This window comes from Nostoc sp. DedQUE04 (genome assembly GCF_034530995.1).
Classification (GTDB): domain Bacteria; phylum Cyanobacteriota; class Cyanobacteriia; order Cyanobacteriales; family Nostocaceae; genus Nostoc.
The window spans coordinates 1-23,979 of record NZ_JAVRCA010000056.1; the positions used below are offsets into that span (position 1 = coordinate 1).

Consider the following 23,979-nt stretch of genomic DNA (forward strand, 5'->3'; position numbering starts at 1 on the left):
CGAAGCGATCGCGCTTGAGCCAGTCGTCTAGAACGTCAAACCACCCTCTACTGGGCGCACGTCCAACTGCGATGGTCATTAGAGCAAATCTCCAAATGTTTATAAGTACAGGTTGTATCTGTATTATAGATGGCGATATTAAGGCCTTCCATAAGCAGAAAGTTAACCAGGTTGTTAACCAAGTTTACAATTTTTTACACACCTTTAATTATATTAGGTGTAAATTGCTAATTTTTCTAGGGGTTTTCTCATAAAATTTATTTTTTGATTCAGATGAGGTGATAAATGGGGGGTAGGGATAGGGAATCAGGAGCAGAGAGGCAGAGAGGCAGAGAGGCAGAGGAACAGGGGAGCAGGGGAGCAGGGGAGCAGGGGAGCAGAGGAGAAGTTGCAGTAAATTTTTCCTCTGTGCCCCTCAGCCCCTCCGCCCTTCTGCACCTCTGCCTCTTCCTATACCCAATGCCCCATACCCAATCCTCATTTCCCTAGAATCACTCAGCTGACGCTAAAATGAGTCCACAGTTAAATTTGATTATTGCTAAATGTTTACCATCGATTTAAGCATCAGAAACACTGCTTTCCCGATCTCAGTACAACGTAAGTCAGCAGAGGATGCTGAGGCTGTCTATCAGCTAATTTTGGCAGCAATCCGTTCTGGGAACCCTGACATTGTAGAACTCAAATGCGAAGGCAAGACAGAGAAAAAAATTGCTGTCCGCGCTAGTGAAATTTCTGGGGTGCAGATTGTTCAGAAAGATGGTACAACCCCAGGTGGTGGCAGACCACCTGGCTTTTTTGCCGTAGCTGCTGAGTAACCAAGGTTGACAAATGGCTCAAGTGGGCATTGAGGTCAAGGATTTAAATTTCAGTTGGCCTAATGGAGAAAAAGTTATCAAATCTTGCTCTTTAGAAGTACCCAAGGGTGAGTTTTGGATGCTCTTAGGTACAAATGGCAGCGGAAAATCTACTTTACTGAGACTGCTGGCGGGGTTATTAGCTCCTGAATCTGGCGAAATTCGGGTTTTGCAACCCGTTGGCTTTGTCTTCCAAAATCCAGATCATCAACTGGTGATGCCAACTGTTGGTGCTGATGTGGCTTTTGGATTGGTGGAAGAAAAGTTGCCGCCTGCTGCTACCAGAGCAAGAGTTGAGGAGGCGCTTGGAGCGGTGAATTTGCTTACATTGCAACGACGCCCTATTTATGCACTCTCTGGGGGACAAAAACAGCGAGTCGCGATCGCCGGTGCGATCGCCCGTCGCTGTGAAGTCTTATTATTAGATGAACCCACTGCCTTACTAGATCCAGATAGCCAGCTGGATTTAGTTGCTGGTGTCCGCCGCCTTGTCAAAAGTCGAGGTATTACAGCCCTATGGGTGACACATCGATTAGATGAGTTGAATTATTGTGACGGCGCTTTCTTGCTAGAAAAAGGCTCTCTGGTAGATAGTGGTGAAGCCGAACGTCTCAAACAACGTCTGATGGAGGTACACAGCGAAGCCTCTTAATTAAGTGCTGAGTGCTAAGTAAAATTCATTGCATTTCGCATTCCTGAATAATACTAACTAAAACTGTAACGCGCCTTTTAAATAAAGGCGCGTTTTAAGTTGGTGCGTCTATCTGAAGTTTGAGTTTTGTGAGGCTGCCGTATTTTTTGTTTTATGTAACATAGTGTTACAGACTATGCATCAATTATTATAAAACTTATGAATGAATTTTGTTAACTCTAGAAAATTGTGATTAAAAACCATGCCCCGTTCCTTACTCCAAGCCGTTTTGTTAGTGGACGGCTACAATATAATAGGCGCTTGGCCTTGCCTTAAAAAAACGCGTGATAGCGTTGGATTAGAGGCCGCACGGGGCGAACTTGTGGAAGCAATGACTGGTTATAGTGCGTTTCAAGGTTACACAACTCAGATAGTTTTTGATGCCCAATATCAAAACACCTCTAGTAATAAAGAAATTATTACTGAGCTTTTATCTGTTTATTACACTGATTTTGGGCAAACCGCAGATACTTATATTGAAAAATCCTGCGCTTCTTTTCGCCACCAAATAGCCCAATCTTTGATTTCTCGTGTGATTGTTGCTACATCAGATCGGGCACAGCAGTTGATGATACAAGGGTATGGGGCTGAATGGTTGTCAGCACAACAACTCTGTGGGGAAGTGGAAGCCACTGTCTGCCGGATGCGACAGAAGTATCATACGCGCAAACAATCTAAGAGTCGGTTTTTAGCTAATGGCATTGATGCTAAGGCGCGGCAGCGTCTGGCTGAATTACGAATGGGATTGTAGTAGATATTTAGTATCTAAGAGTCTCTGCTTAAATTCTTGAATAGATTTTGGCTGCAAAATTTCTATAAATTAACTATCTAAAAAAAAATATTGGCGAAAGTACTTGCCAAATACTATTTTTAGTCCTAAGATTATAAATCGTGAGCGTTCCTCAGTAGCTCAGTGGTAGAGCGATCGACTGTTAATCGATTGGTCGCTGGTTCGAATCCAGCCTGGGGAGTTTAGCAATTTTGGATTTTAAATTTTGGATTCTAGATTATCCATCAGAGATTTTTTATAGTCGCTTGACTCGGCTGTGACGTTTCTGAATCATGGGTCTTTTGGTGCTTGTCCTAAACAAGTGCTGGAGTTTCAACAGCGTTTGCGATCGCAACTCGAACATGAACCTTTGCGCTTTTTTGTTAGGGAATGGGAACCTCTGCTAGACGATGCCAGAAGTAAGCTAGCGGCCTTTGTAGGTGCTGATGTGCAGGATTTGGTATTTGTCCCCAATGCGACGACTGGCGTTAATTCGGTGTTAAGGTCGCTGACGTTTTCACCAGAGGACGAAATACTTACAACTAACCACGAATATAATGCTTGCCGCAATGCACTTGATTTTATTGCCAGTCGCACGGGTGCGCGGATGGTGGTAGCAAAAGTTCCTTTCCCTATTGACTCGCCACAGCAAGTAATCGCAGCAGTAATTGAGCGAGTTTCACCAAAAACCCGATTAGCACTTTTGGATCATGTTACCAGCCAGACAGGGCTAATTTTCCCGATTCAAGAGTTGGCGAAGGAGTTGCAACAACGGGGTGTAGATACATTGGTCGATGGGGCACATGCGCCTGGAATGATTTCTCTCGATTTGCGAGAGATTGACGCAACTTATTACACGGGGAATTGTCATAAATGGCTGTGTGCGCCCAAGGGGGCAGCATTTTTGTATGTGCGACGAGATAAACACTCAGAAATTCGTCCTCTGACAATTAGCCACGGGACAAATTCGCCACGCACTGATAAAAGCCGCTTTCAGTTGGAATTTGACTGGACAGGTACAGACGATCCTACAGCTTATATGTGTGTACCAGAAGCGATCGCTTTTATGGGTTCCTTGCTACCTGGTGGGTGGATAGAATTAAGACAGCAAAATCATCAGCTAGTGTTGCAGGGAAGACGGCTACTTTGTGAAGCGCTGGAAGTGCAGCCGCCTTGTCCAGAGGAGATGATTGGTTCAATGGCAGTTGTGCCAATGCCTGCGACTTTGGAAAACCGCGATTTTATGTCTGTACACGATGAGTTGTTTGATAAGTTTGGTATTCAAGTGCAGGTGATGCCGTGGCAGGAAAAACCTCGGCTGTTGGTAAGGATTTCGGCGCAGATTTACAATACTTTTGAGCAGTATGAGTATTTGGCAAAGGTTTTAAAGGGGTTGCTCTCAGGTTAATCTATAGCGCTTCTCGGCCTTTGTAAGTTATAAGAACCCCACCCCCAACCCCCTCCCTGCAAGCGAGGAGGGGGCTATGATGTACCTTACCTGACTAGGAACTGCTATAGTTTCAGGGAAGTGACGATCGCATCAAGGGTCTGTTTTGCACTAAGTGCTATTCTTTTAAGTGATTGCACTTAAATTGCTGAAACTAGGATAACGCTTTACATGGCTTCTGGAGCTATGCCTTCTAATCCTTTTGTGGCTGCGGGGATGATTGAAGATCCCAGGCTATTTGTCGGTCGTAAGGATGAACTAAATGCGATCGCATCTCGGATGAAGGGCGATCAGCCTATAAGTATTAATATAGTTGGTGAGAAGCACATTGGTAAATCTTCGTTGCTGCATTATTTCGTTCGGACTTGGGAGCAGCGAGTATTACAAAACACCAATCGTTATGTGGTTGTTTACTTACCGTTACAGGGTGTAGATTGCCAAACTGAAACGGGTTTCTATGAGGCTGTAGCTGAAGCTTTACTGAGTCACGTTCAGGGATGGCAACAACGCAGTCTGCAAAATTGTTGGAAGACTAAACCGCTTAATCGGCAAGCATTTTCAGATGCGGTTAAGCAATGGAAACAGCAAGGAAAGCTACCCGTTCTCTGTTTGGACGATTTTGAAAGCCTTTTGAAACATCCCGATAAATTCGATAATGGATTTTATGACAATTTGCGATCGCTAATGGATAGCAACGCCTTGATGCTAGTGGTGGCTTCGCGTAAACAACTGGATGTTTATGCTAACGAGCATCGGTTTGTCTCTAGTTTTTTCAATATTGGTCACACAATTTCTTTGAATGAACTAACTACAGATGAGGCTATTGAACTGTCGCGCTTACCAACTCGGTCGAGTAATGGTGCAGCTTTGAGTGTAGATGAACAGAGTTATGCCCAGCAATGGGGCGATCGTCATCCTTACAAGTTGCAATTGGCTGGTTACTATTTGTGGGAAGCACGTCAACAAGGCAAGGCAATCAAGTGGGCGAAACAGCAGTTTGAACAACAGCTTGCAGATCCTAAATCTAAAGCAAAGGGACAAGGATGGCAATTATGGCTGCATTGGTTAGTTTGGGGTTTACCAGTACGCCTGGGTAGAATAGCCAAGTTTATTGGTGGGACTGTTGATGATGTGAGCAACTGGATTATCGGGATGGTAATTCTGCTTTTGCTCGTTTTGGTTTCGGTGGGTGTGCTGCACTGGAATGAAGTTTGGGATTTTGTGCGCGACAAGTTGGGGATAAAGTAGCAATGAGTAACACATCTCCAGCATCAAACTTTTGGACTTATGTAGCTGAATGCGTGCGCCTGCTGTATTGGATTTACTTCAAGCCATTTACCTTTGAACGTTGGCTGCGCGATATCCATCCAGAATTGAAGCCGAGAGATAACCCCTTTAATAAACGGGCTGAGTTTCGTACTAACCCGCGCCTGCGTCGCTATGCTAGGCAAGTTTGGTGGCTAACTGCTGTAGTTCCAATGTTTGCCGTGTTGCTGGTGGCACCAATTTACGCTTTGGTTAGTGGTGAATCATTTAACTGGCTTATAAGCTGTGTTTTTTTGGCGGGCTGGTTTATAGGAAGGGTTGTAGACCGTGGCGGTAATAAAAATAGGCTAGTTATTTTCCTTATTGCTGTCCTTAGCATGTTTTTGGCATATCAATTTTTATCAAACGTGGTGTTCGGCGTAGCGTTCGGCGTGGCGTTCGGCGTGACGATAGGCGTGACGTTCGGCGTGACGATAGGGGTGACGTTCGGCGTAGCGTTTGGCGTGGCGTTCGGCATGGCGATAGGCGTGGCGGGAGGCGTGGCGTTCGGCGTGGCGTTCGGCGTGGCGATAGGCGTGGTGCGAGGCATAGGGGTAAACGTGATGCCAGGCGTGGCGTTCGGCGTAGCGGGAGGCGTGGCGTTCGGCGTGGTGGGAAGCGTGGCAGGAGGCGTGGCATGGATTTTGGGTGTGTTGCGGGTTTACTTCTGGTTGCCAGAATTACTATGGATACTCACCCTGTTCTTGTTGTCTCGCAATGGGAAGCGGGTAAATTGTTTGCGATATCTGCCCCCACGCTTTGATGAATTGATTATTTTGCCTCTGCCTTTCATGGATGTGATGATTGTAGAGGCTTATCGAAAGAACCCAATGGCTGCCCGTGAGACTATTAATTATCTAATTACATCCACCAATCAGCAAAGAGTTGCAGCACAGGCAATATCTGGTATTGCTGTAGATATTCTCAATTGTTGTCAGAGGTTGAGCGATATTGCGGAGATTGCCAACCAACTAGCATGGATTCCCTCACCACCACCAAAGGAACTTGGCGCTGTACTGCCCCAATTTTTGGAAATCAGCCAGGATGTACGGGCATCAGATGAAGCAACTTCACCTTATCGTAAATATGAGTTACTGAATATTCCCATTAACGCATTACGCCAACTGGGGCAAAGTCTAGCTTTGACAAAAGATGCTCGCGTTGCTGTCTCTTTTGGCAACACTGCACAAAGCTGGCTAACTATATTAGAAACGGCGCAGCGCACTTTAAAGGAACAGGCACAGCAATCAAAAGAAATTCGACAAGTTTATATTGCTGGTAACTCGCTAGACCCGGAAACAGCAAAGAATCGTTTTAAAGGGCGAATTGATATATTTCGGGAAATCGAATCTTTGACGCTTTCTGAGCAACCGCCAGTTTTGTTACTCTATGGTGGGCGGAGGACAGGGAAAACCTCAGCGCTGAAATATCTACCTTATAGAATTGGCTCAGATATTATACCTTTGCTGGTAGATTTACAGGGTGCAGCATCAGCGACGACGCTTAAGGGATTGGCAGAAAATTTAGCTAAACAAATTATTGAAGCTGCACGGCAACTTGCCCGCAAAATATACTTTCCTAAGCCAGATGCCAATAGACTGGCTGAAGATCCATTTCCAGCACTGCAAAATTGGCTAACAGAAATAGAACGCGGCAATCCTGGTAGGCGATTTCTCTTATGTCTGGATGAATATGAACGCCTGGGTGAGGTAGTGGAAGCAACAAGCAGCCGTGCGCCGCTCAATTTTATCCGTAACTTGCTGCAACACCAACGCAAGTGGATTTTACTTTTTAGCGGTTCCCAGGAGTTATCTGAACTTGATGATTACTGGAGTGACTATCTAATTAACACCCGTGCTTTGCGAATGACTTATCTGCACGAGTCAGAAGCCCGCGATTTGATTCGACAGCCAGTAGATAACTTCAGCAATATCTATGAACCAACTGCTGTAGATGAAATTATCCAACTTACTCGCTGTCAACCTTATCTCGTTCAGTTGGTGTGTTATGAAGTGGTGGAGTTGCTAAACCGCGATATCAGAAGAAACAGGCGAGAAGCAGATACAGCAAAAGCTACTGCACAAGATGTTCAAGAAGTTATACCTGTTGTGCTGGAGCGAGGAGATCAGTATTTTCGGGAATTATGGAAGAGTTTAGCAGATAGCGATCGCTCTTTCCTGCGCCGGATAATCTACGGGGAAACTCCCACACAGCAGGACAAAGGTGTTATCCGCAAACTAACGCGAAAAGAAATCTTGACTCCAGAAGGCAATGCTTTTCAAGTGCCTTTGGTGCAAAAGTATATAGAACAGTTGCTAGAAGAAGAGTAATATAACAGTCCTATAGTGGTTCTCGCTTGGGTGCAGCAGTACATTTTTGACCTCTCTCCAAACCTCTCTCCTAAAAGGAGAGAGGCTTTGAATCTTACTCCCCAACGCTAGAAGGGAAGGGGCTGGGGGTTAGGTCTGTATTCCATGCAAATGTCGCTACAGTCATGATGCAAGTTACTACAGCCTGTGCGAAACACGAAAACGTCAAAGCAGAAGTTGCTACAGCTTGCACGAAACACGGAAATGTCAAAGCAGAAGTTGCTACAGCTTGCGCGAAACACGGAAACGTCAAAGCAGAAGTTGCTACAGCTTGCGCAAAACACGGAAACGTTAAAGCAGAAGTTGCTACAGCTTGCGCGAAACACGGAAACGTCAAAGCGGAAGTTACTACAGGGAAGGCAGAAGTTGCTACAGACACGACAAATGTCGCTATCGTTGCAGCTTTGGGCTGTAGTAGCTTTTTATAGCAGTTGAAATATAGTTTAGAACATAAACCGATCGTAAAACGCCGACATCAAGACACTTGCAAGCCTATTGCCTATTGCCTATTGCCCATTGCCTGTTCCCTGCTATAAATTCAAATTAACTATGAAATATCACAGTCAGTAGAGGCAGGAACGCCAACAGAAAGCCATGCCAAGATTGTAATTGAGCTTCTGGGGCTGGTTCTGGTGGTGCTAATAAAGCTTCTACTCTTTGTTCTAAACGATCTGCACCAGAGGAACCTAATGCAGCACAGCAAATTTCTGATAAAACGGGGCCGCTACTAACCACTAATAAAAGTGATTCTGCTAGCACTAGAGGGTCTACTTGCAATGCTGCATAACCATCGGCACGGAGTTCGCGCAAAGCTAACAATTCTTCCCACAAAGGCTCTGTATTTGGCAACCATGCTGTGCAAGAACGCACCCAACCCAGCCAGAAAAACCAGAACGTATCCCTGTAATGGTGATGCCCTTGCTCATGGGCTAAGACGCTTTCTAAATGAGCAGGTGAGAGAGTTTGCACTAATCCTTGGCTAACCACTAATTCTGGTTGCCAAAAACCGATTTGACCGGCGAACAGCGCCCCCGTTTGCAGCAGTCTGGCTCGTCTATCGCCAACATTCACTAAAGGACAGTTACGGGCAGATTCTACAGACTGCCAACCCTGGAAGGCAAGTTTAATGCATGAAATGGCAAAAAATGCCAAATAAATTAATGCTAGTAAATAGCTAATTGAGCCTGTATACATCCCGCCCATTTGTCCTTGAGGCCCCATGAACAGCACAGCGATCGCAGTCATAAAAATTAGCAAGGGCGGAAAGAGAAACAAAAATAGCGATCGCTGCCACCGCCGACTCCAATTGCCTTGACGTTGATTCCAAGAGGATCTTAACCACCAGGCAACTGCCAAAGCATTCAAAATCATTATCAGATGCATCATTGTTCCTCCCTGGCTTGGCGTGCAGATTGAATACGTTTAGCGATCGCTGCTATTTGTTCGCTAGCTGCTTCATCTAAGCTATCAGCAAAGGCAGCAACAACATCGGGGTTCCCCACTGCCAGAAATCGCTGTAACTGCTCGTGAGCTTTGATCACTTCTGATTGTTGCTTACTCAGCATTGGCCGCCAATAGAATGCCCGCTCCTTTTTGTCGCAGGCCAGCCAACCTTTATCAGTGAGGCGACGTAAGACGGTGGTGACAGAAGTATACGCTAATTCGCGGTTGGGATCGGCGAGGATGCGATCGTGTACATCCTTGACTGTGGCTGAACCAAGTTCCCAGATAATATTTAAAATTTCTGCTTCCAACGGGCCTAAAGATAGCTGTTTAGGGCGGTAGTCGGGTAAAGGTGCCATAGCAATTTCAATGGGGAGTGGGGAGTGGGAGAGACGCGATTAATTGCGTCTGTACTGGGGAGTAGGGAATGAGTAAATATTTGTCCCTTTGGGTTGTAGCCTTATAACTGTAACTTTTTCCCCATTTAGAAGGTCTGTTCTTGTTTTAGATTACAAGATAGTGCAGCAAGTCTGAAAGTCTAAAAGCATAAAATGCGCTTTTTGAGTATTTATTAGGGATTGAAAATTGGGCATCGGGCATTGGGCATAAGAGGCATAAGAGGCAGAGGGGCAGAGGGGAAAAACTTTCTTCAACTTCTCCTCTGCTCCCCTGCTCCCCTGCCCCCTTGTCCCCTTGTCCCCTTGTCTCCCCTGCTCCCCTGCCCCCTTGTCCCCTTGTCCCCTTGTCTCCCCTGCCCCCATCTATGTATTGAATGAGATACATTTTGTATTTTGATGATAAAAAATTTTCCTGGAGCAATTGTCACTATAGTTAGTGACACCAACTAGGTAGAATGTTATTTTCGGCAGTAGTATTAAAACAGGTGTATCCAGCCCGTGAAGTTATTCGTATACCACACTCCTGAATTGACTCCAACGGATAAAGCGCCAGAATGTGCGATCGCAGTCGATGTCTTGCGAGCTACTAGCACAATTGCGACTGTCTTGGCATCTGGAGGCGAAGCTGTACAAGTATTCAGCGATTTAGATCGGTTAATTGAAGTTAGCGAAAAATGGCCCCCTGAAAAACGTTTGCGGGCTGGAGAACGCGGCGGTGCGAAAGTAGCTGGTTTTGAGTTGGGTAACTCTCCCCTCGACTGCACACCAGAACTAGTAGAAGGGCGGCGTTTATTTATCAGCACTACAAATGGCACTCGTGCTTTACAACGAGTACAAGATTCCCCAAACGTCTTAGCAGCAGCCTTGATTAACCGGGCGGCGGTGGTGCAATTTCTTTTAGATAAGCAACCAGAGACAGTGTGGATTGTCGGTTCCGGTTGGGAAGGTAGTTTTTCTTTAGAGGATACAGTTTGTGCGGGTGCGATCGCTCATAGTATTTTGCAACAAAGCAACTTGTTACCTGAAGAACTCGCTGGTAACGATGAAGTAATTAGTGCGATCGCTCTTTACTCTCAATGGCAAAATAACTTATTAGGATTACTTCACCAAGCGAGTCACGGCCAACGATTGCTGCGTCTTGACTGTCACGAAGATTTAAAATATTGTTCCCAAACTGATATTTTAGATGTCTTGCCCATACAACATGAAACGGGAGTATTAAAAAGTCAAAAGAAATAGGGAATGGGGAGCAGGGGAGCAGGGGAGCAGAGGAGCAGGGGAGCAGGGGAGGTAAGAGGGACAAGGGGGAATTATTATTGAACAAGTCTCTCCCTTGTCTTCCCTCTCTTGCTTGTCTACCTTGTCTGTTCTCAATGCCCAATGCCCCATGCCCTATGCCCCATGCCCAATTTTCAAATCCTTAAGCATTTGCCGAAGTCTTTGTTGCCAATGGGAAGGATAAGTCCCTAGAATTGCGGAAATTTTTCCACAAGCAAGTACGGAATAAGCAGGGCGACGGGCTGGTGTGGGATATTCGGCGGTTGTAATCGGGACAATACGTTCAATTTTCAAAGGGAAGCCTAGTTGTTGTGCTTCTTCAAAAATAGCGACGGCAAAATCATACCAGCTAGCAACGCCGCTATTAGTGTAGTGATAAGTGCCGCTAATTTCTGGGGTTAACAGGGGAATTGTCTGGGCTATAACTGTGGCTATATCTTGCGCCCAAGTCGGACTACCAATTTGATCGGCGACAACACGGAGTTCTTGGCGTTCTGCACCTAGTCGCAGCATGGTTTTGACAAAGTTACTTTTGCCAAAGGTTCCATAAACCCAAGCTGTGCGGAGAATGAGATGATGGGCGCAAGTTTCTTGAATAGCTTCTTCTCCGGCGAGTTTGGTTTTACCATAGACACTCAAGGGATTAGTTGTATCGGTTTCTTGATAAGGGCTACAGCCATTGCCATCAAAAACGTAATCAGTTGAAATATGAATTAGAAAAGCTCCTAATTTTTGGCTTTCTTGGGCAATAATTAGGGGTGCAGTCGCATTAATAGCGATCGCAAGTTCAGGTTCGCTTTCGGCTTTATCTACAGCAGTATAAGCGGCGGCATTAATGATGATTTGCGGCTGCTTTGATCTAATAACGTTGCGGAGGGTATCGGGTTGGGTAAGGTCTACTATTGGGCGTGCTACTGAGATAATATCCCCATAAGATGAGAGTATTTGTTGTAGTTCCTTACCCACTTGACCGTTGCTACCAATCAGCAAAATTGATTTTGTCATTTGTCATTTGTCATTTGTCATTTGTCCAAGAGAAGCCACGCTCACTCTTTAACGTGGTTTGAATTAGTTCGATGAAAAACAAAGTTTTTCTGCACACTATAAAAGTAAGCTTAGGGTATAGCAAGAGGCTGGGTATCTGACAAAATCCAATGACCAATGACCAATGACAAATGACCACTTAATCAAATACTTCAGCAGTTCTGAAAGATTTACCAGCTTGGTCTTTAGCTGATAAAATCGGTGGCCCACTCAGAGGCCAATCTATCCCTAAATCTGGATCGTTCCATAGAATTGTGCGATCGCTTTGGGGCACATAATAATCTGTAGTTTTGTAGAGAACTTCGGCTAGTTCTGAAAGTGCAAGAAAGCCGTGAGCAAAACCTGGTGGTATCCACAGTAGGCGTTTGTTTTTAGCACTGAGTTCATAACCTACCCACTTACCGAAGGTAGGCGAACTTTTTCTAATATCTACGGCTACGTCAAAGATACTACCAACAATCGCCCGAATGAGTTTACCTTGGGGTTGTTGGATTTGATAGTGCAATCCCCGGAGGACGTTTTGTTTAGAGCAAGAGTGGTTATCTTGGACGAAGTTTGTAACAATCCCTATCTGTTGAGTAAATCTTTGGTGGTTGTAAGCTTCAAAAAAGAAACCGCGATCGTCTCCAAATACTTGGGGTTCGAGTTGGATAACTTCGGGAATTTTGGTATGTACAATGCTCATTAATATTACAAGTAATATGCCACAGTTTTAATTTTGAGAGTAATTTAATACTTGTATTTTACAGGTATTATAATTAAGATTTGACTGTGGTTTTTTTGTTTTGAATAAGTAAATCACGTTAGTTCAATTTGACAGTCATCGCCAATCATAAATCGCAAGGCTTTAGGGCGACGGGGTGCAAGATTCAATTGTGCCCTTTGTCCAATCACACTATCAATAATGCGCTGATGAATTCCGGCAATTTTAGCACCTTCTAAAATCACGCTGTGTTCTAAATCAGTATCAATGAGTGTGACATTGTTAGCGATGCTACTATAAGGGCCAATAAAGCAGTTTTCTAAATGACAATTGCTACCAATGACTACTGGCCCCCGAATTGTGCAGTTAATTACTTTAGATTTTACCCCGATTTTGACTCGTCCAATAATCTGACTTTGGGCATCGATTTCGCCCACAACTGATGCTGTCAGATAGGTATCGAGAATTAATCTATTAGCTTCTAATAAATCATCTTTTTTACCAGTATCTAACCACCAGCCTTGGAGATTGTGGGCTACAACCTGCTTTTGCTGATTAATGAGGTATTGAATAGCATCAGTGATTTCCAACTCGCCTCTAGTCGAAGGTTGAATATTTGCGATCGCATCATAAATGAGGTGAGAAAAGAAATAAACCCCTACTAATGCCAGATTTGAAGGAGGGACTTTGGGTTTTTCAATTAATTGTAATACCCGTCCAGTTTCATCAACCTGAGCCACACCAAAAGCGCTAGGGTTAGCAACTGAACGTAATAAAATCAAAGCATCTGGCTGTTGTTGGCTAAATTGTTGCAGAAAGTAACGTAACTCACCTAGTTGAATCAGGTTATCGCCCAAGTACATGACAAAGGGAGAATCTCCTAAAAAGGGACGAGCAATTTGGACGGCGTGAGCAAGTCCAAGTGGTTGATCTTGTACGATGTAGGTGATGTTCGCTCCAAAGGATTCTCCATTTCCAGTTTTCCCTTGGACTTCTGCCCCGGTTTCTGGACTGATAATGATGCCAATATCAGTAATACCAGCCGCGACCATTTCTTCAATGCCATACCATAAAACAGGTTTGTTAGCAACTGGTACAAGTTGTTTTGCCCCGCTGTAGGTGAGGGGACGTAAGCGTGTGCCTTTACCGCCAGAAAGAATTAGTGCTTTCATACTGCTTTCATCAGGATTTAGGATTAATTACAAGTCATTAGTCAAGATAATCTGAAATCTTGACAAAATCCCAAATCATTGAATTTACATTATGGTGTCAGTATGATGTTAGTTTAGATGTATCCTAATTTAGTTGAAAGGATTAACAGAATTTGAGCAGTTTAGACGCCTTGCGTCTGGCGATAATCAGCAATCCCCGATCGGGCAACACCTGGCTACGAAAAATGCTGGCAGCCATTTATGAAATGGCTGAACTGGCGGTGCATCATCCAGATGACATTTCCTGGCACTTGCTACCAGCAAGATTAGTGCTTCAGATTCATTGGCACAGAAGTGATGATTTAGTTTCATTGCTCGCCCAGCAAGGATTTCGTGTGGTAGTTCTTGCCCGCCATCCCTTGGATGTATTGATTTCTATTCTGCATTTTGCCAACTACGAACCGGATACTGCCAGCTGGTTAAAAGGTGAAGGGGGAACCGAGATTTCCATCCTTGAGAAAACACCACTTAGCCCAGAGTTTATCAACTATGCGACTGGGAGTAGAGCAGCAGCACTTCTCTCGATTAGCCCGGAATGGTGGAGGCGAGAAGACACATTAAAAGTTCGTTACGAAAATCTGGTGAATGATGCAGTCAAGGAACTTGCCCAGTTTAACGAACAACTGGGGCTGACCCCAGTGAAGCCTATATTAGATGTGGTTTCGTTGCATTCCATCGATCGCCTCCGCACCATGAGTACAAACAATCACTTTTGGCAAGGAAAGTATGCTCTCTGGAAAAAGCTGCTTATAGCACCTGTTGCTCAAGAGATTGCTCTTGCCCATCAAAACGTGTTAGCTAAACTTGAGTATGTGTGTAATGCTAACCTGACTCTAACTCAAGAGCAGGCGATCGCTAACTGGAATGCTATTGCAGTTAAAGAAAGCTTACCTCGCAGTCTCTCTATTTTTTAGAAATCAGCCATTATAGGTACTGCTTGAGAACTTCGGCGGTAGCAAGTCCTGTTTTTGCCCAGCTGAACTGACTGGCGCGGTTGAGGCCAAGGGTACGTAGACGCGATCGCAACTCCGAATTAGTTGCGATCGCCTGCATTGCTTCTGTAATTTCTCCGGTGTTGTAGGGATTGACTAGAATCGCCGCATCGCCAGCCACTTCTGGTAAAGAGGAGAGATTGGAGGTAATGACGGGAGTACCACAAGCCATTGCTTCGAGGACAGGTAAACCAAAACCCTCCCAAAGACTGGGGAAAACGAGAGCGATCGCTTGATTGATGATTTTTGGCAATTCGCTGTAAGGAACATAGTCAAGGAACTTTACCTGATTAGTTACACCCAATTCTGCAACTTGCACTTTTAAAATCGGGGTGTAACGCGAATCAATTGGCCCTACTAACCATAGTTCATAGTCTTTGCAATTAGGTAACGCCGCAAAAGCACTGATGAGTCGCTGGATGTTTTTGTAAGGATCTTGGCGGCCAATATAGAGAAAGTAGTTGCGGGTAGGAAGGTTGAGAGGAAGGAAGTGAGTGCGATCGTGCGCTAAAGGAATCGCAGTAATTTTGCTGGCGGGAATTTCGTAAAAATCGGTGATATCTTTAGCCGTAGTCTGGGAGATGCAAATAATGTGTTGTGCTTGCTTAAAAACTTGGGGAGTGTAGTAGCGGTGATAGGCTGTGAGTGGTGAGAAGCCTTTGGCAAAACGTAACGGGATCATATCAAAAGATGTGACAACAAAACGACAACTACTATAAAGAGGTGCTTCTGGTAGCGGGGAGAATAAAAGACTTGATTTAAGGTTTTTATATATTTGTGGTAGTTGAAATTGTGTCCAAAGCAAGCGGTTAAAATGACCTTTTGTGCCGTGGTCTGGGGTTAAGTTTGGCGGGATTAGATAGCAATCAAAATCAGGATATTTTTGGGCTACTAACAGAGTAGGTTGGAAAGATTTTAAATAAGGAAAAAGGTTTTGAGCATAGTTGCCTATACCGGTTGGTTTAGACAACAGAATAGATAAGTTAATAATTAATTGATTAGAGGAAATATTATCTACTATATTCATTTAGTATTTTTTTCATTTGCCTATAATGATTGTAAAATAACAATTTTTACATGAATTATTAAAAATTAGAGAATACTATAGTAACTTAATATCTGTAACTTTTTACACAGCTTTTCTGATGATCATACCAAAGGATGTAGAAGCGAAACGCTCAAATAAAAATTTTAAATGTGCTTCTTGTCGTAGCTCATGTATTTGATTATAGTATGGAGGAATATCAATAAATTTATCTAACACACGAGAACCAATATTGAAATCGAGGGGTGCTACTTGATGGCCTGCCACAGTTAGTTTTTTAGCAATTTGTTCAAAATCTTTTTTTCTAAAAAGTACTGTTCCATAGTTGTCAATAGTTGTTTCTTCTTCTAAATAATTAAACTCTGTCGTCTGTATACTTATTCCTCCAGGAACTAGAGTCTTTAGAGAATTTTCGATAAACAGAAGTCCATTTTTAATGCTACCTAGATGTTCTAATGCACAAGCAGACCAACAGAAATCATATTTACCTTCTAAGTAAGCAGGAATAGCATTCATATCGACATACTTTAGACTCACATTTTTAGTAAATAGTTCTTTTGTACATAATTCAGGACGGAATATCTTTTCTAAAGAAGACATATTTTGTTTAGTTTCTATCCAACCTTGTGCAGCTGATGCTGTTGGATGTAAATCTGTAGCCGTAATCGCAATATCATAAGCAGCCAGAATACTTGGCAGAGGTTCTTCACCACAACCAAAACCTAAACCTTTACGTCCAGGAGTAAGTAAATCGTATTCATATAATGCCTGTAAAATATAGCAAAATTCCCACAATTTTCGATGGTATGCTACCGGAATTTTCATCTCTTGACACCAGTAAAAAAACCAATCTGATTCAATATCATTTTGTTGACAAGCTTTGGATTGTAAGTTGATTTTTTGTGGAGATAAATTACTAGGTATTATCAACTGTTCGCGCAAACTACGAGCATATTCATATCCCAAAGTTTTAATGTTCAAGCTTATAGCATCTGTTGTCGAAGAAGGAAGGCTATACTTTTTTTTCAATGATCTTAATAGATTCAATATAGGTTTTACGATTTGCAGTATTGTATCTAGCATAATTTTCAACTCGCTTTTTAGTTTATTATGTCAAGCTTAATTGCTTAATGTTGGTTTATTAGCAGAATTGTTACTAGTAATAAATAAGTTGATAGTAATTTATTTAACAAATATATAGGAGAATATCTCTCTTTTGCAAACCTTGTTATGGTGTTAATTTTGATAAAATTTTATAGCATTCATACTCAAAAATTGACTGTGAAGTTAATAGCGTAAGTTGTTCTACTTGTGGGTTTTTTAGACAAAAAAGATAGATTAACGAATAAATTTTAAGCTTTTATTCAAACTGAATTTAATTATACAAACAAGAGAGAAACTCTTCAGCAGATTGTTGCCATGAGAATGGTATATACTCATTTTTTATGCGCTCTACCAAATTACTGTAGTAAATATCTGAATCAAGTAGTTCTTTTAAAGCTTCATACAGTTCTGTTGGTTGAGTAGGAGAGAAATATCTACAAAAATCGCCTCCTACTTCAGGCAAAGATCCACCATTGCTAGCAATCACAGGTTTACAGTGTTGTAGTGCTTCTACCACAGGTAATCCAAACCCTTCATAAAAGGAGGCTTGAACTAAACAGTAACAGTTTTGATAGAGAAAATCTAGTTGAGCATCGCTCACTGAACCTAGTATTTGTATGAGCTTGCCATACATTTTATTAGATTCTATCAAGTTATCAGTTTCTGAGTCCCAACCTTTATTACCGGCAAAAATTAAAAATACATCATCATAACTAGAATTTATTAATAAATCAAAGGCTGCAATAATTGTTTTAATATTTTTATGAGGCACTAAACTTCCAACTACTAAAATATATTTTTTATTAAGTAACTTCTGCAATTTTACATTAGGCTTATTATTTTCTTCACTTAGTAATAAATCCTGTTTATAATAATTACTACCCAAGCGAAAGCTTTGAAGAGTTTGTGAACTATTATTAGCTAATATCCCTTTATTTATCGCATTACTATAATCTTCAGCACTCTTTTTAGAAATACATAATACCTTATCGAATAAAATCGAATAATCACTGTAGAATTTTGTAAAAGCTTTAGTAAATCTCTGAGAAGAAAATTCTGGAAATTTTATGGGAATGAGGTCATAGCATATAACTACAATAGTAACTTTATAAGTTTTTAAAAGTTGTAAAAATCGGTAGTAAGTTTTAGGTAAATCCCAATTGGCATCAGCTATTACATATATATCTCCTGACTGGATTATAGAATCTTCAAATTCAAGGAAAACTTTTTTGTTTGCTGAATTTGAATCAAACCAATCAGTTAAATTTAATCTATAAAATAAATTTATAAATTTATTTTTCAGCTTCAAAAGTAGAGCTTGAAGTTTTATATTTATTTTAGTTATGGCGAGATATTTGTTAACCTCGCTCGAATGGTCATTTTGCTGTTGATTAAGATTAGTCACTCTCCGCATAAAACTACCATCAAACATAACCGCTACTATTTCTATATCTGTGCGGTTTGAGCTTATTTGCAATAATTCAGAAGTTAGTTCTCGAACTACTCGATGGATTCCAGTATTTTTATATGTATGTTTTGCAGTGTGAGTACAATCTATAAATATCTTCATCCTAAAACCTATTTGAAACTATTTTCATACAAATTTTTAATAAATTTTTTACTTAAAAAACTTACCTAAGAAAAGCCATAACTAAAAAACTTAGTAGTTACATCCTTAGGTAAGCTATTTTACTTTTTTTCTAGTTTCAAGTGAATGGTTATTTATGATTAAGAAACTAAAAAGCTAACTGCTTAATTTCTTAAGGTCATAATCAACCATTAACTCGACCAATTGACTAAAAGAGTATTGAGGCTGCCAACCTATTCCATTTTTAATTTTATCAATGCAACCAACTAACTGCACTGATTCATCAGCGCGATAAAAAGCGGGGTCAATCGAGACATAATCTTGCCAATTAAGCCCAACACAGTCAAAAGCACACTCAACAAGTTCTTTAACAGAATAGGTTTCACCACTGGCAATGAGGTAGTCATCGGGTTGTTCCTGCTGTAACATCAGCCACATAGCGTAGACAGCATCTTTGGCGTAGCACCAATCACGACGGGCGTCTAGGTTGCCTAATTTTAATTCATTTGCCAAACCTAATTTAATTTGGGCAACTGCGTGCGTGATTTTGCGAAATACAAATTCTGTCCCACGTCGAGGTGATTCGTGAGTATAAGTAATACCACAACAGGTGTAAAGGTTGTATTTCTGCCGATAGTTGACAGTCATCCAATGAGCATAAGCTTTAGCAACTCCATAAGGATTCCGGGGACGAAAGGCAGTGCGTTCGGTTTGAGGCGATTCGTCGGGTTGACCAAAAACTTCACTACTGGATGCTTGATAGAATCTGGCATCAGGTTTGCAGCGACGAATGGATTCTAAGAGGCGGGAAACACCGAGGGCTGTATATTCAGCAGTGAGAGCAGGTTGTGTCCAAGAGAGGGGAACGTAACTTTGAGAGGCGAGATTATAAATTTCGTCAGGTTGACATTCGCTCACTACATCCATGAGGGATGATTGATCGAGGAGGTCGCCAGATACTATTTGAATATTGTCAGAAAGGTGGGTGATGCGCTCTAGATTACTGGTGCTAGAACGGCGGACTAGACCAAAGACTTGGTAGCCTTTTGCTACGAGTAGTTCGGCAAGATATGAACCATCCTGTCCGGTTAACCCGGTGATTAGGGCTTTTTTTGTTGTCATGCTCACTTTTTTTACAATATATTTCTTCTCTGGAAATACTGAATTATAGCATTGTTACTTTTGGTTTAATACCAACTAAAACTGGATATAGTCCTAACGATAAAACTCGAAACTCTAGTACAGATGTTGTATTTATAGTAAACTTTAGTTTTGTTTTCTCTTTCTTGAAAATATCTCTTAAAGTAAGTTCTTTTTTGGCTAAAACTAGCGCACCAGAATTAGTAGAAATATCTGCGATCGCTACAACTAAATCTAGATTCCTTCTAGATATTTCATTATCTTCGTCAGGGGCAAAGATTTCAAATTCAACTAAATATTTACCTTTGCAATAAGAATCGTAAGGGCCAAAGATTGCAAATCCTTGTCCATCATCAGGATTTACATTCACAAAATACTCTTGCTTGATTTCGATTATTGAACCAATGCCATGAAAAATTACCTCATTTTTAATTTTTTGGTTTTCCAGATAAAACTCCTGCATTCGCTTCATTAGAGTTTTATCGGCAAGATCAATTTCTTGAATTTTTTGAGATGTTAGCCACCAAACAAAGCAATTTTGCGGATCTTCATTAATTGCCTTTTCAATCTCTTCTTGATGGAAATTTATGTCTAAACAAGGTTCAATATATCTGCCAAATAAATTAGGCGGCATTCCTAACAAGTCTTTTGGAATTAAACCGAATGAATCTTGAATTTTAAAACCTGAGATTGGCAACAGCTCACATACTTGTTTAAAAGTCAGTTCATGTATATGTTCTGGCTGTTTCCATCCATATCTATTAGTAACAGTATAATTGGGACTATCAAGTACAAAAATGCCATTTGGTTTAAGTACTCTATTGACTTCTAACAGGAAACTTACCTGTGATTCCCAAGATATATGTTCAATAAATTGACCAGCAAATACTAAGTCAAAACTTTGTGACTCTATTAACTTTAGATCGTCTCCATCATGTTGAATCCAAGTTACATTATTTGGTAAATCTAATGGCTTTGAATTTAAATCTATACCAGTATGATTTTCAATATAGTAAGGATAAAATTTATCGAACCACTCAAAGTACCAATTTCCAGCACATCCAATACTTAATATTTCCTTAGATTCTGGTATTTTTGCAAGGCAAATAGAACGACATTCGTGTAAAAAATCATTAAAGTTGAGTTTTTTTCCTAAAGGAGGCTGTATGAGTATTGCAGTATTGTTTAAATCAAAATTGTTTAAATCAAAATTTTCAACGACTTGCTGTTCTTCCTGATAGGAATTATCAATAGCTCTAGCAAAAGTAGTAAGTACTTTTTTAGATGCATTAGGTATAACTTTTGCTAATTCACGTCCTACATAGTCAGCAAGTTCTTTACTTTTTGCTTGAGGTGAAGAAAGTATTTGCTGGATAAGCTCTGCATATAAATTGGCACACTTATCTGGACAATGTTCCTTAGCAATATAATTATATGCATTTTCGCTCAGGGATTTTCTGTAGTCTGAGTTTTGAGTTAGTAAAATGAGAGATTTCAATATTTCTTCTACTTCATCACTTTGTCCAGGATGGGGTATTTTGAACACCACATCATTGGGAAAATCAGAGAAGGAACCGATATCTGTAACAATAGTAGGCTTACCAACAGACAAAATTCGCAAAAGTGATGCAGAGCTTTCTCCGTTAAAAGGAAATCTTAAGTTGAGGCATATATCTGATACTTCTATGTAACGGTAAAAATCCGGCATATTGACATAGCCAGTAACTTTTACTCGATCTTGTAAACTTAGTTTTTTAATTTCATTTTCTATATTAATTGTACCAAGGTAATCAGTACCACCCACAAATACTAAGTAAGCATTAGGTTGAGTTACAAGATACTTCTTAAATGCATAAATAATTTCTAGGGGACGTTTAGTTTTATTGATAAATCCAAAGGTTGATATTATAAGTTGATCGTTTGGAAGATCCAACTCTTTACATTGATCTATTAGTGATTTTTCCTTAACAATATACTTTGGCACTATCTGAGGTATATGAACAATATGGCTATTATCATTACTAAATTCTTTAATAGCAGAATTATAAGCCCATTTGCTGTGTAATATAACTCCTAGAGAACGCGTAAAAATTCTTCTATTTACATAAAGACCTACTTCTGATAATTTCTCATTAATATCTAAATCTTTTGTTTTTAAAAGGTTTAAAATTTGTAATGCTTTATCTTTTCCATAACAGTGTTCTAGTTCTTGAGAAAATTTAATCCCAAGTTCTGGACAACGAGCTTCCATATAATTAATTAGCCCTCCCAAGTAATAGTCATGTAACACGGATATTCCAGGATATCTCATTAATTGGGAGTACATATAAGAATGGTAACTACTATTCCCTATCTGGTAAATAATACTTTCATAAAATTGAGACTTTAATTTCTCTTCAAATTTACTATGAGAAAATAAGTTATTACTAATATTAACCTCGGGCAAATAACTATCGTCATGGTAGAAATCAAGGTTAATATGTTTTCCCAATGATGGTAACAAGTCCCAACTATAATCTGCTATACCAGATTTAGCTGGTGGTAATGGGCTAAAAAAAGCAATTTGTGGTTTTTGATTAACTGAAATAGATACTTTATTTATTAGCTGATGCTTTTGAAACACATCAAGTATATTTTGAGCAACAGATTGCCAAGAAAATTTTGCTGATTGCTGAAGTGCATCTTCTGAGATTTTTGTTCTAAGGTTCTCATCAGATAGAACTTTTTGCATGATGGCAGCCATATCAGAAGGTGAGTATGGATCGAATAGTAATTCATCAGAACCTAAAATTTCTGGTAAAGATGAGGTATTACTTGCAATCGATGGTGCGCCACATGAAATAGCTTCCAATAGCGGTAAACCAAAGCCTTCATAAAAAGAAGGAAAAACGAATAGAGAGCAGGTTGAGTATAAAGCTCTTAATTCTTCATCTGTAACATAATTTGTTAATATTATAGATTTATTAATTCCTAATTTTGACGCGAAGCTAGTTATTTCTTTACTAAAATGCTCAGAAACTTTGCAGGCAATTACTAATTGGTAACATTCTTGCAAATTTTTGGGTAAGGCAGAAAAAGCAGTGACTAACCCTTCAATGTTCTTTCGCCAATCTTCGCCTCCCGTATAAAGAAGAAATTTTTTGTAAATACCAAACTTACTTGCAAAAGTTTCAAGCCAAGCTTGGTGTTCATGAGCAGGAATGGGAGTGAAAAAAGCAGAAACACCACCCGAAACGTTTAAAACTCTTTCAGGAGGTATATCGAGAAATTTAATTACATCTTGGCGGGTAGCTTCCGAGATTGCAAATATAAAATCAGCATTTTGTATATTTTTTAAGCGCTTCATGTAAAGTGAGCGCATATTGGACTCGCTTAAGTATCTATCAGAAAAGATGAGAGGTATTAAATCATAGCAAATGACAAAAACTTTTTTAGAAAAATCGCTATAATCAGGTATTGTGGAGTCTAAACCTTCCATCGGGCTAGGTAGAAATATTATATCAACATCTGTTGCCATTAAAACAGTTTTTAATAGTAGTTCATTGATGTCGCAACTACCAATGTAAGGGTAATTTACAGAATTATACTTAAAGTAATTATCATCCAGTTCTGGGACTGGTAGATTATTATTCGTATATAATTGGTAACTGAAAGTATTTTGCTGTTTAAATAGAGCTTCTATTACAGATTGTGTATAACGGCCAATACCTCTATTTCTAGAGTTATTTGTTTGCAGAGCTTGAAGATCAATGGCTATTTTCATGCTGCGTAAATTTGAGATTTAATTTTTTATACAAAGTTTTTTTTACATACCAACATAGCTACTGCGCCAGGAAGGTAATTATCTGGATTATGTTCTTTTTCAGATGCTTCTAATTCATTTTCAGTGATAAGCCAAGTAAAATCATCCTTACGTACTCCATAGGATATTTGAACTACCCTGAAATCCTGAATTAGTTTTTGTAGTGATTCTTGGTTATATATTCGATGTACTGGTGTTAAAGCTTTTTTCCCATAAGGAACTGTAAGGATAAAACTACCTTCTGGTTTTAAAAGTAAACTAATCTGTTGGACAGCTTTAAAATCGTAATTTTCCTCTTTTTTATCTCCATACCATCCTAAACCAATGTGTTCCAAAGTTGATAAAGCAACCACACAATCAAAGCTAGCTGACGGTAATACAGGGTTACAGATATCAGTTTTAACAAACTTTAAGTTGGGATGAAATAATGCTATGGGGCGAATGTCTATCGCTGTAACTGAATAATTAAAACTCGCTAACTCATAGGAAAGGAGACTTTCAGCAGCCCCTACATCCAAGACTGTTATACTGCTTGATTCATACAAACGGGCAAGAGATTGTAAAACAAAGGTCTTCTCGAATATTCTCTCATTAGTTCCTGCCCAGTAAGCTTCGCCATTTTCGCGATAGCCTACAATTATTGGTTCATTAAACCATAAACCACTAGCAATTTTAGATTCTTCATTAGAAGAGGCTTGGTTCGTTACACTGTTGTCAGCTTGTAATTCAGTAGAAATTTGCTCTATTTTCTGCTCAAGTTGAGAAAGCTGTTCTATTTTCTGCTCAAGTTGAGAAA

Annotated in this window: 20 protein-coding genes and 1 tRNA gene; 10 read left to right on the plus strand and 11 right to left on the minus strand. The window is 40.5% G+C overall.

Annotation, left to right across the window (positions count from 1 at the left end; genetic code table 11):
- Positions 1-542: 542 nt before the first annotated feature.
- The 8 genes from RM049_RS29105 (at position 543) to RM049_RS29140 (ending at position 7,863) form a co-directional block, all read left to right on the plus strand.
- The gene (locus RM049_RS29105; RefSeq protein ID WP_012410874.1) at positions 543-815 is read left to right on the plus strand and encodes a hypothetical protein; all 273 of its coding nucleotides are present in this window, start codon (positions 543-545) and stop codon (positions 813-815) included.
- A 13-nt stretch (positions 816-828) separates the two neighbouring features.
- Complete coding sequence (locus RM049_RS29110) at positions 829-1,506, plus strand: ABC transporter ATP-binding protein (protein WP_094352150.1); 678 nt, start codon at positions 829-831, stop codon at positions 1,504-1,506.
- Positions 1,507-1,747: 241 nt separating this feature from the next.
- Positions 1,748-2,296, plus strand: coding sequence for an NYN domain-containing protein (locus RM049_RS29115; RefSeq protein WP_322669865.1), 549 nt, complete (start codon positions 1,748-1,750; stop codon positions 2,294-2,296).
- A gap of 148 nt (positions 2,297-2,444) precedes the next feature.
- A tRNA-Asn gene (locus RM049_RS29120) sits at positions 2,445-2,516 on the plus strand.
- Positions 2,517-2,591: 75 nt separating this feature from the next.
- Positions 2,592-3,722, plus strand: coding sequence for an aminotransferase class V-fold PLP-dependent enzyme (locus RM049_RS29125; RefSeq protein WP_322706655.1), 1,131 nt, complete (start codon positions 2,592-2,594; stop codon positions 3,720-3,722).
- 210 nt (positions 3,723-3,932) lie between these two features.
- Complete coding sequence (locus tag RM049_RS29130; protein WP_322706656.1) at positions 3,933-5,009, plus strand: AAA family ATPase; 1,077 nt, start codon at positions 3,933-3,935, stop codon at positions 5,007-5,009.
- Positions 5,010-5,011: 2 nt separating this feature from the next.
- Positions 5,012-7,396 carry an ATP-binding protein gene (locus RM049_RS29135; protein WP_322706657.1) on the plus strand — a complete coding sequence of 795 codons (2,385 nt, stop codon included), beginning with the start codon at positions 5,012-5,014 and terminating at the stop codon, positions 7,394-7,396.
- A gap of 164 nt (positions 7,397-7,560) precedes the next feature.
- The gene (locus tag RM049_RS29140; RefSeq protein WP_322706658.1) at positions 7,561-7,863 is read left to right on the plus strand and encodes a hypothetical protein; all 303 of its coding nucleotides are present in this window, start codon (positions 7,561-7,563) and stop codon (positions 7,861-7,863) included.
- A 115-nt stretch (positions 7,864-7,978) separates the two neighbouring features.
- Here RM049_RS29140 and RM049_RS29145 read toward each other — a convergent pair whose 3' ends face one another.
- Together RM049_RS29145 and RM049_RS29150 are read right to left on the minus strand one after the other, a co-directional pair.
- Positions 7,979-8,818 carry a M56 family metallopeptidase gene (locus tag RM049_RS29145; RefSeq protein WP_322706683.1) on the minus strand — a complete coding sequence of 280 codons (840 nt, stop codon included), beginning with the start codon at positions 8,816-8,818 and terminating at the stop codon, positions 7,979-7,981.
- The gene (locus RM049_RS29150) at positions 8,818-9,237 is read right to left on the minus strand and encodes a BlaI/MecI/CopY family transcriptional regulator (protein ID WP_292721488.1); all 420 of its coding nucleotides are present in this window, start codon (positions 9,235-9,237) and stop codon (positions 8,818-8,820) included. The genes RM049_RS29145 and RM049_RS29150 overlap by 1 nt, the downstream gene beginning before the upstream one ends.
- Before the next feature lie 537 nt (positions 9,238-9,774).
- Between RM049_RS29150 and RM049_RS29155 the strand changes: the two genes are divergently transcribed.
- Positions 9,775-10,515 carry a 2-phosphosulfolactate phosphatase family protein gene (locus tag RM049_RS29155; RefSeq protein WP_322698988.1) on the plus strand — a complete coding sequence of 247 codons (741 nt, stop codon included), beginning with the start codon at positions 9,775-9,777 and terminating at the stop codon, positions 10,513-10,515.
- Between the two features lie 153 nt (positions 10,516-10,668).
- Here the strand turns inward: RM049_RS29155 and rfbD are convergent, their stop codons facing one another.
- The 3 genes from rfbD to RM049_RS29170 all read right to left on the minus strand — a co-directional run bounded on the left by rfbD (position 10,669) and on the right by RM049_RS29170 (position 13,473).
- Complete coding sequence (gene rfbD, locus RM049_RS29160; RefSeq protein ID WP_322706659.1) at positions 10,669-11,559, minus strand: dTDP-4-dehydrorhamnose reductase; 891 nt, start codon at positions 11,557-11,559, stop codon at positions 10,669-10,671.
- A 178-nt stretch (positions 11,560-11,737) separates the two neighbouring features.
- Positions 11,738-12,283 carry a dTDP-4-dehydrorhamnose 3,5-epimerase gene (gene rfbC / locus RM049_RS29165; protein WP_322706660.1) on the minus strand — a complete coding sequence of 182 codons (546 nt, stop codon included), beginning with the start codon at positions 12,281-12,283 and terminating at the stop codon, positions 11,738-11,740.
- A 113-nt stretch (positions 12,284-12,396) separates the two neighbouring features.
- The gene (locus tag RM049_RS29170) at positions 12,397-13,473 is read right to left on the minus strand and encodes a glucose-1-phosphate thymidylyltransferase (RefSeq protein ID WP_322669873.1); all 1,077 of its coding nucleotides are present in this window, start codon (positions 13,471-13,473) and stop codon (positions 12,397-12,399) included.
- 152 nt (positions 13,474-13,625) lie between these two features.
- Between RM049_RS29170 and RM049_RS29175 the strand changes: the two genes are divergently transcribed.
- Positions 13,626-14,426: a sulfotransferase domain-containing protein gene (locus RM049_RS29175; protein WP_322706661.1), complete on the plus strand. Its 801-nt coding sequence runs from the start codon at positions 13,626-13,628 to the stop codon at positions 14,424-14,426.
- Between the two features lie 10 nt (positions 14,427-14,436).
- On the opposite strand, the gene RM049_RS29180 is transcribed toward RM049_RS29175, so the two are convergent.
- From RM049_RS29180 to RM049_RS29205, 6 genes are all read right to left on the minus strand, one after another.
- Complete coding sequence (locus RM049_RS29180) at positions 14,437-15,531, minus strand: glycosyltransferase family 1 protein (protein ID WP_322706662.1); 1,095 nt, start codon at positions 15,529-15,531, stop codon at positions 14,437-14,439.
- Between the two features lie 102 nt (positions 15,532-15,633).
- Positions 15,634-16,632: a hypothetical protein gene (locus tag RM049_RS29185; protein WP_322683875.1), complete on the minus strand. Its 999-nt coding sequence runs from the start codon at positions 16,630-16,632 to the stop codon at positions 15,634-15,636.
- 292 nt (positions 16,633-16,924) lie between these two features.
- Positions 16,925-18,223, minus strand: coding sequence for a glycosyltransferase family 1 protein (locus RM049_RS29190; RefSeq protein ID WP_322706663.1), 1,299 nt, complete (start codon positions 18,221-18,223; stop codon positions 16,925-16,927).
- Between the two features lie 174 nt (positions 18,224-18,397).
- Positions 18,398-19,363, minus strand: coding sequence for a GDP-mannose 4,6-dehydratase (locus RM049_RS29195; RefSeq protein ID WP_322706664.1), 966 nt, complete (start codon positions 19,361-19,363; stop codon positions 18,398-18,400).
- Positions 19,364-19,406: 43 nt separating this feature from the next.
- Positions 19,407-23,144 (minus strand): glycosyltransferase, encoded by a 3,738-nt coding sequence (locus RM049_RS29200; protein ID WP_322706665.1) that lies wholly within the window; start codon positions 23,142-23,144, stop codon positions 19,407-19,409.
- Positions 23,145-23,170: 26 nt separating this feature from the next.
- The coding region (locus RM049_RS29205; RefSeq protein WP_322706666.1) for a class I SAM-dependent methyltransferase at positions 23,171-23,979 on the minus strand (809 nt) is incomplete at its 5' end.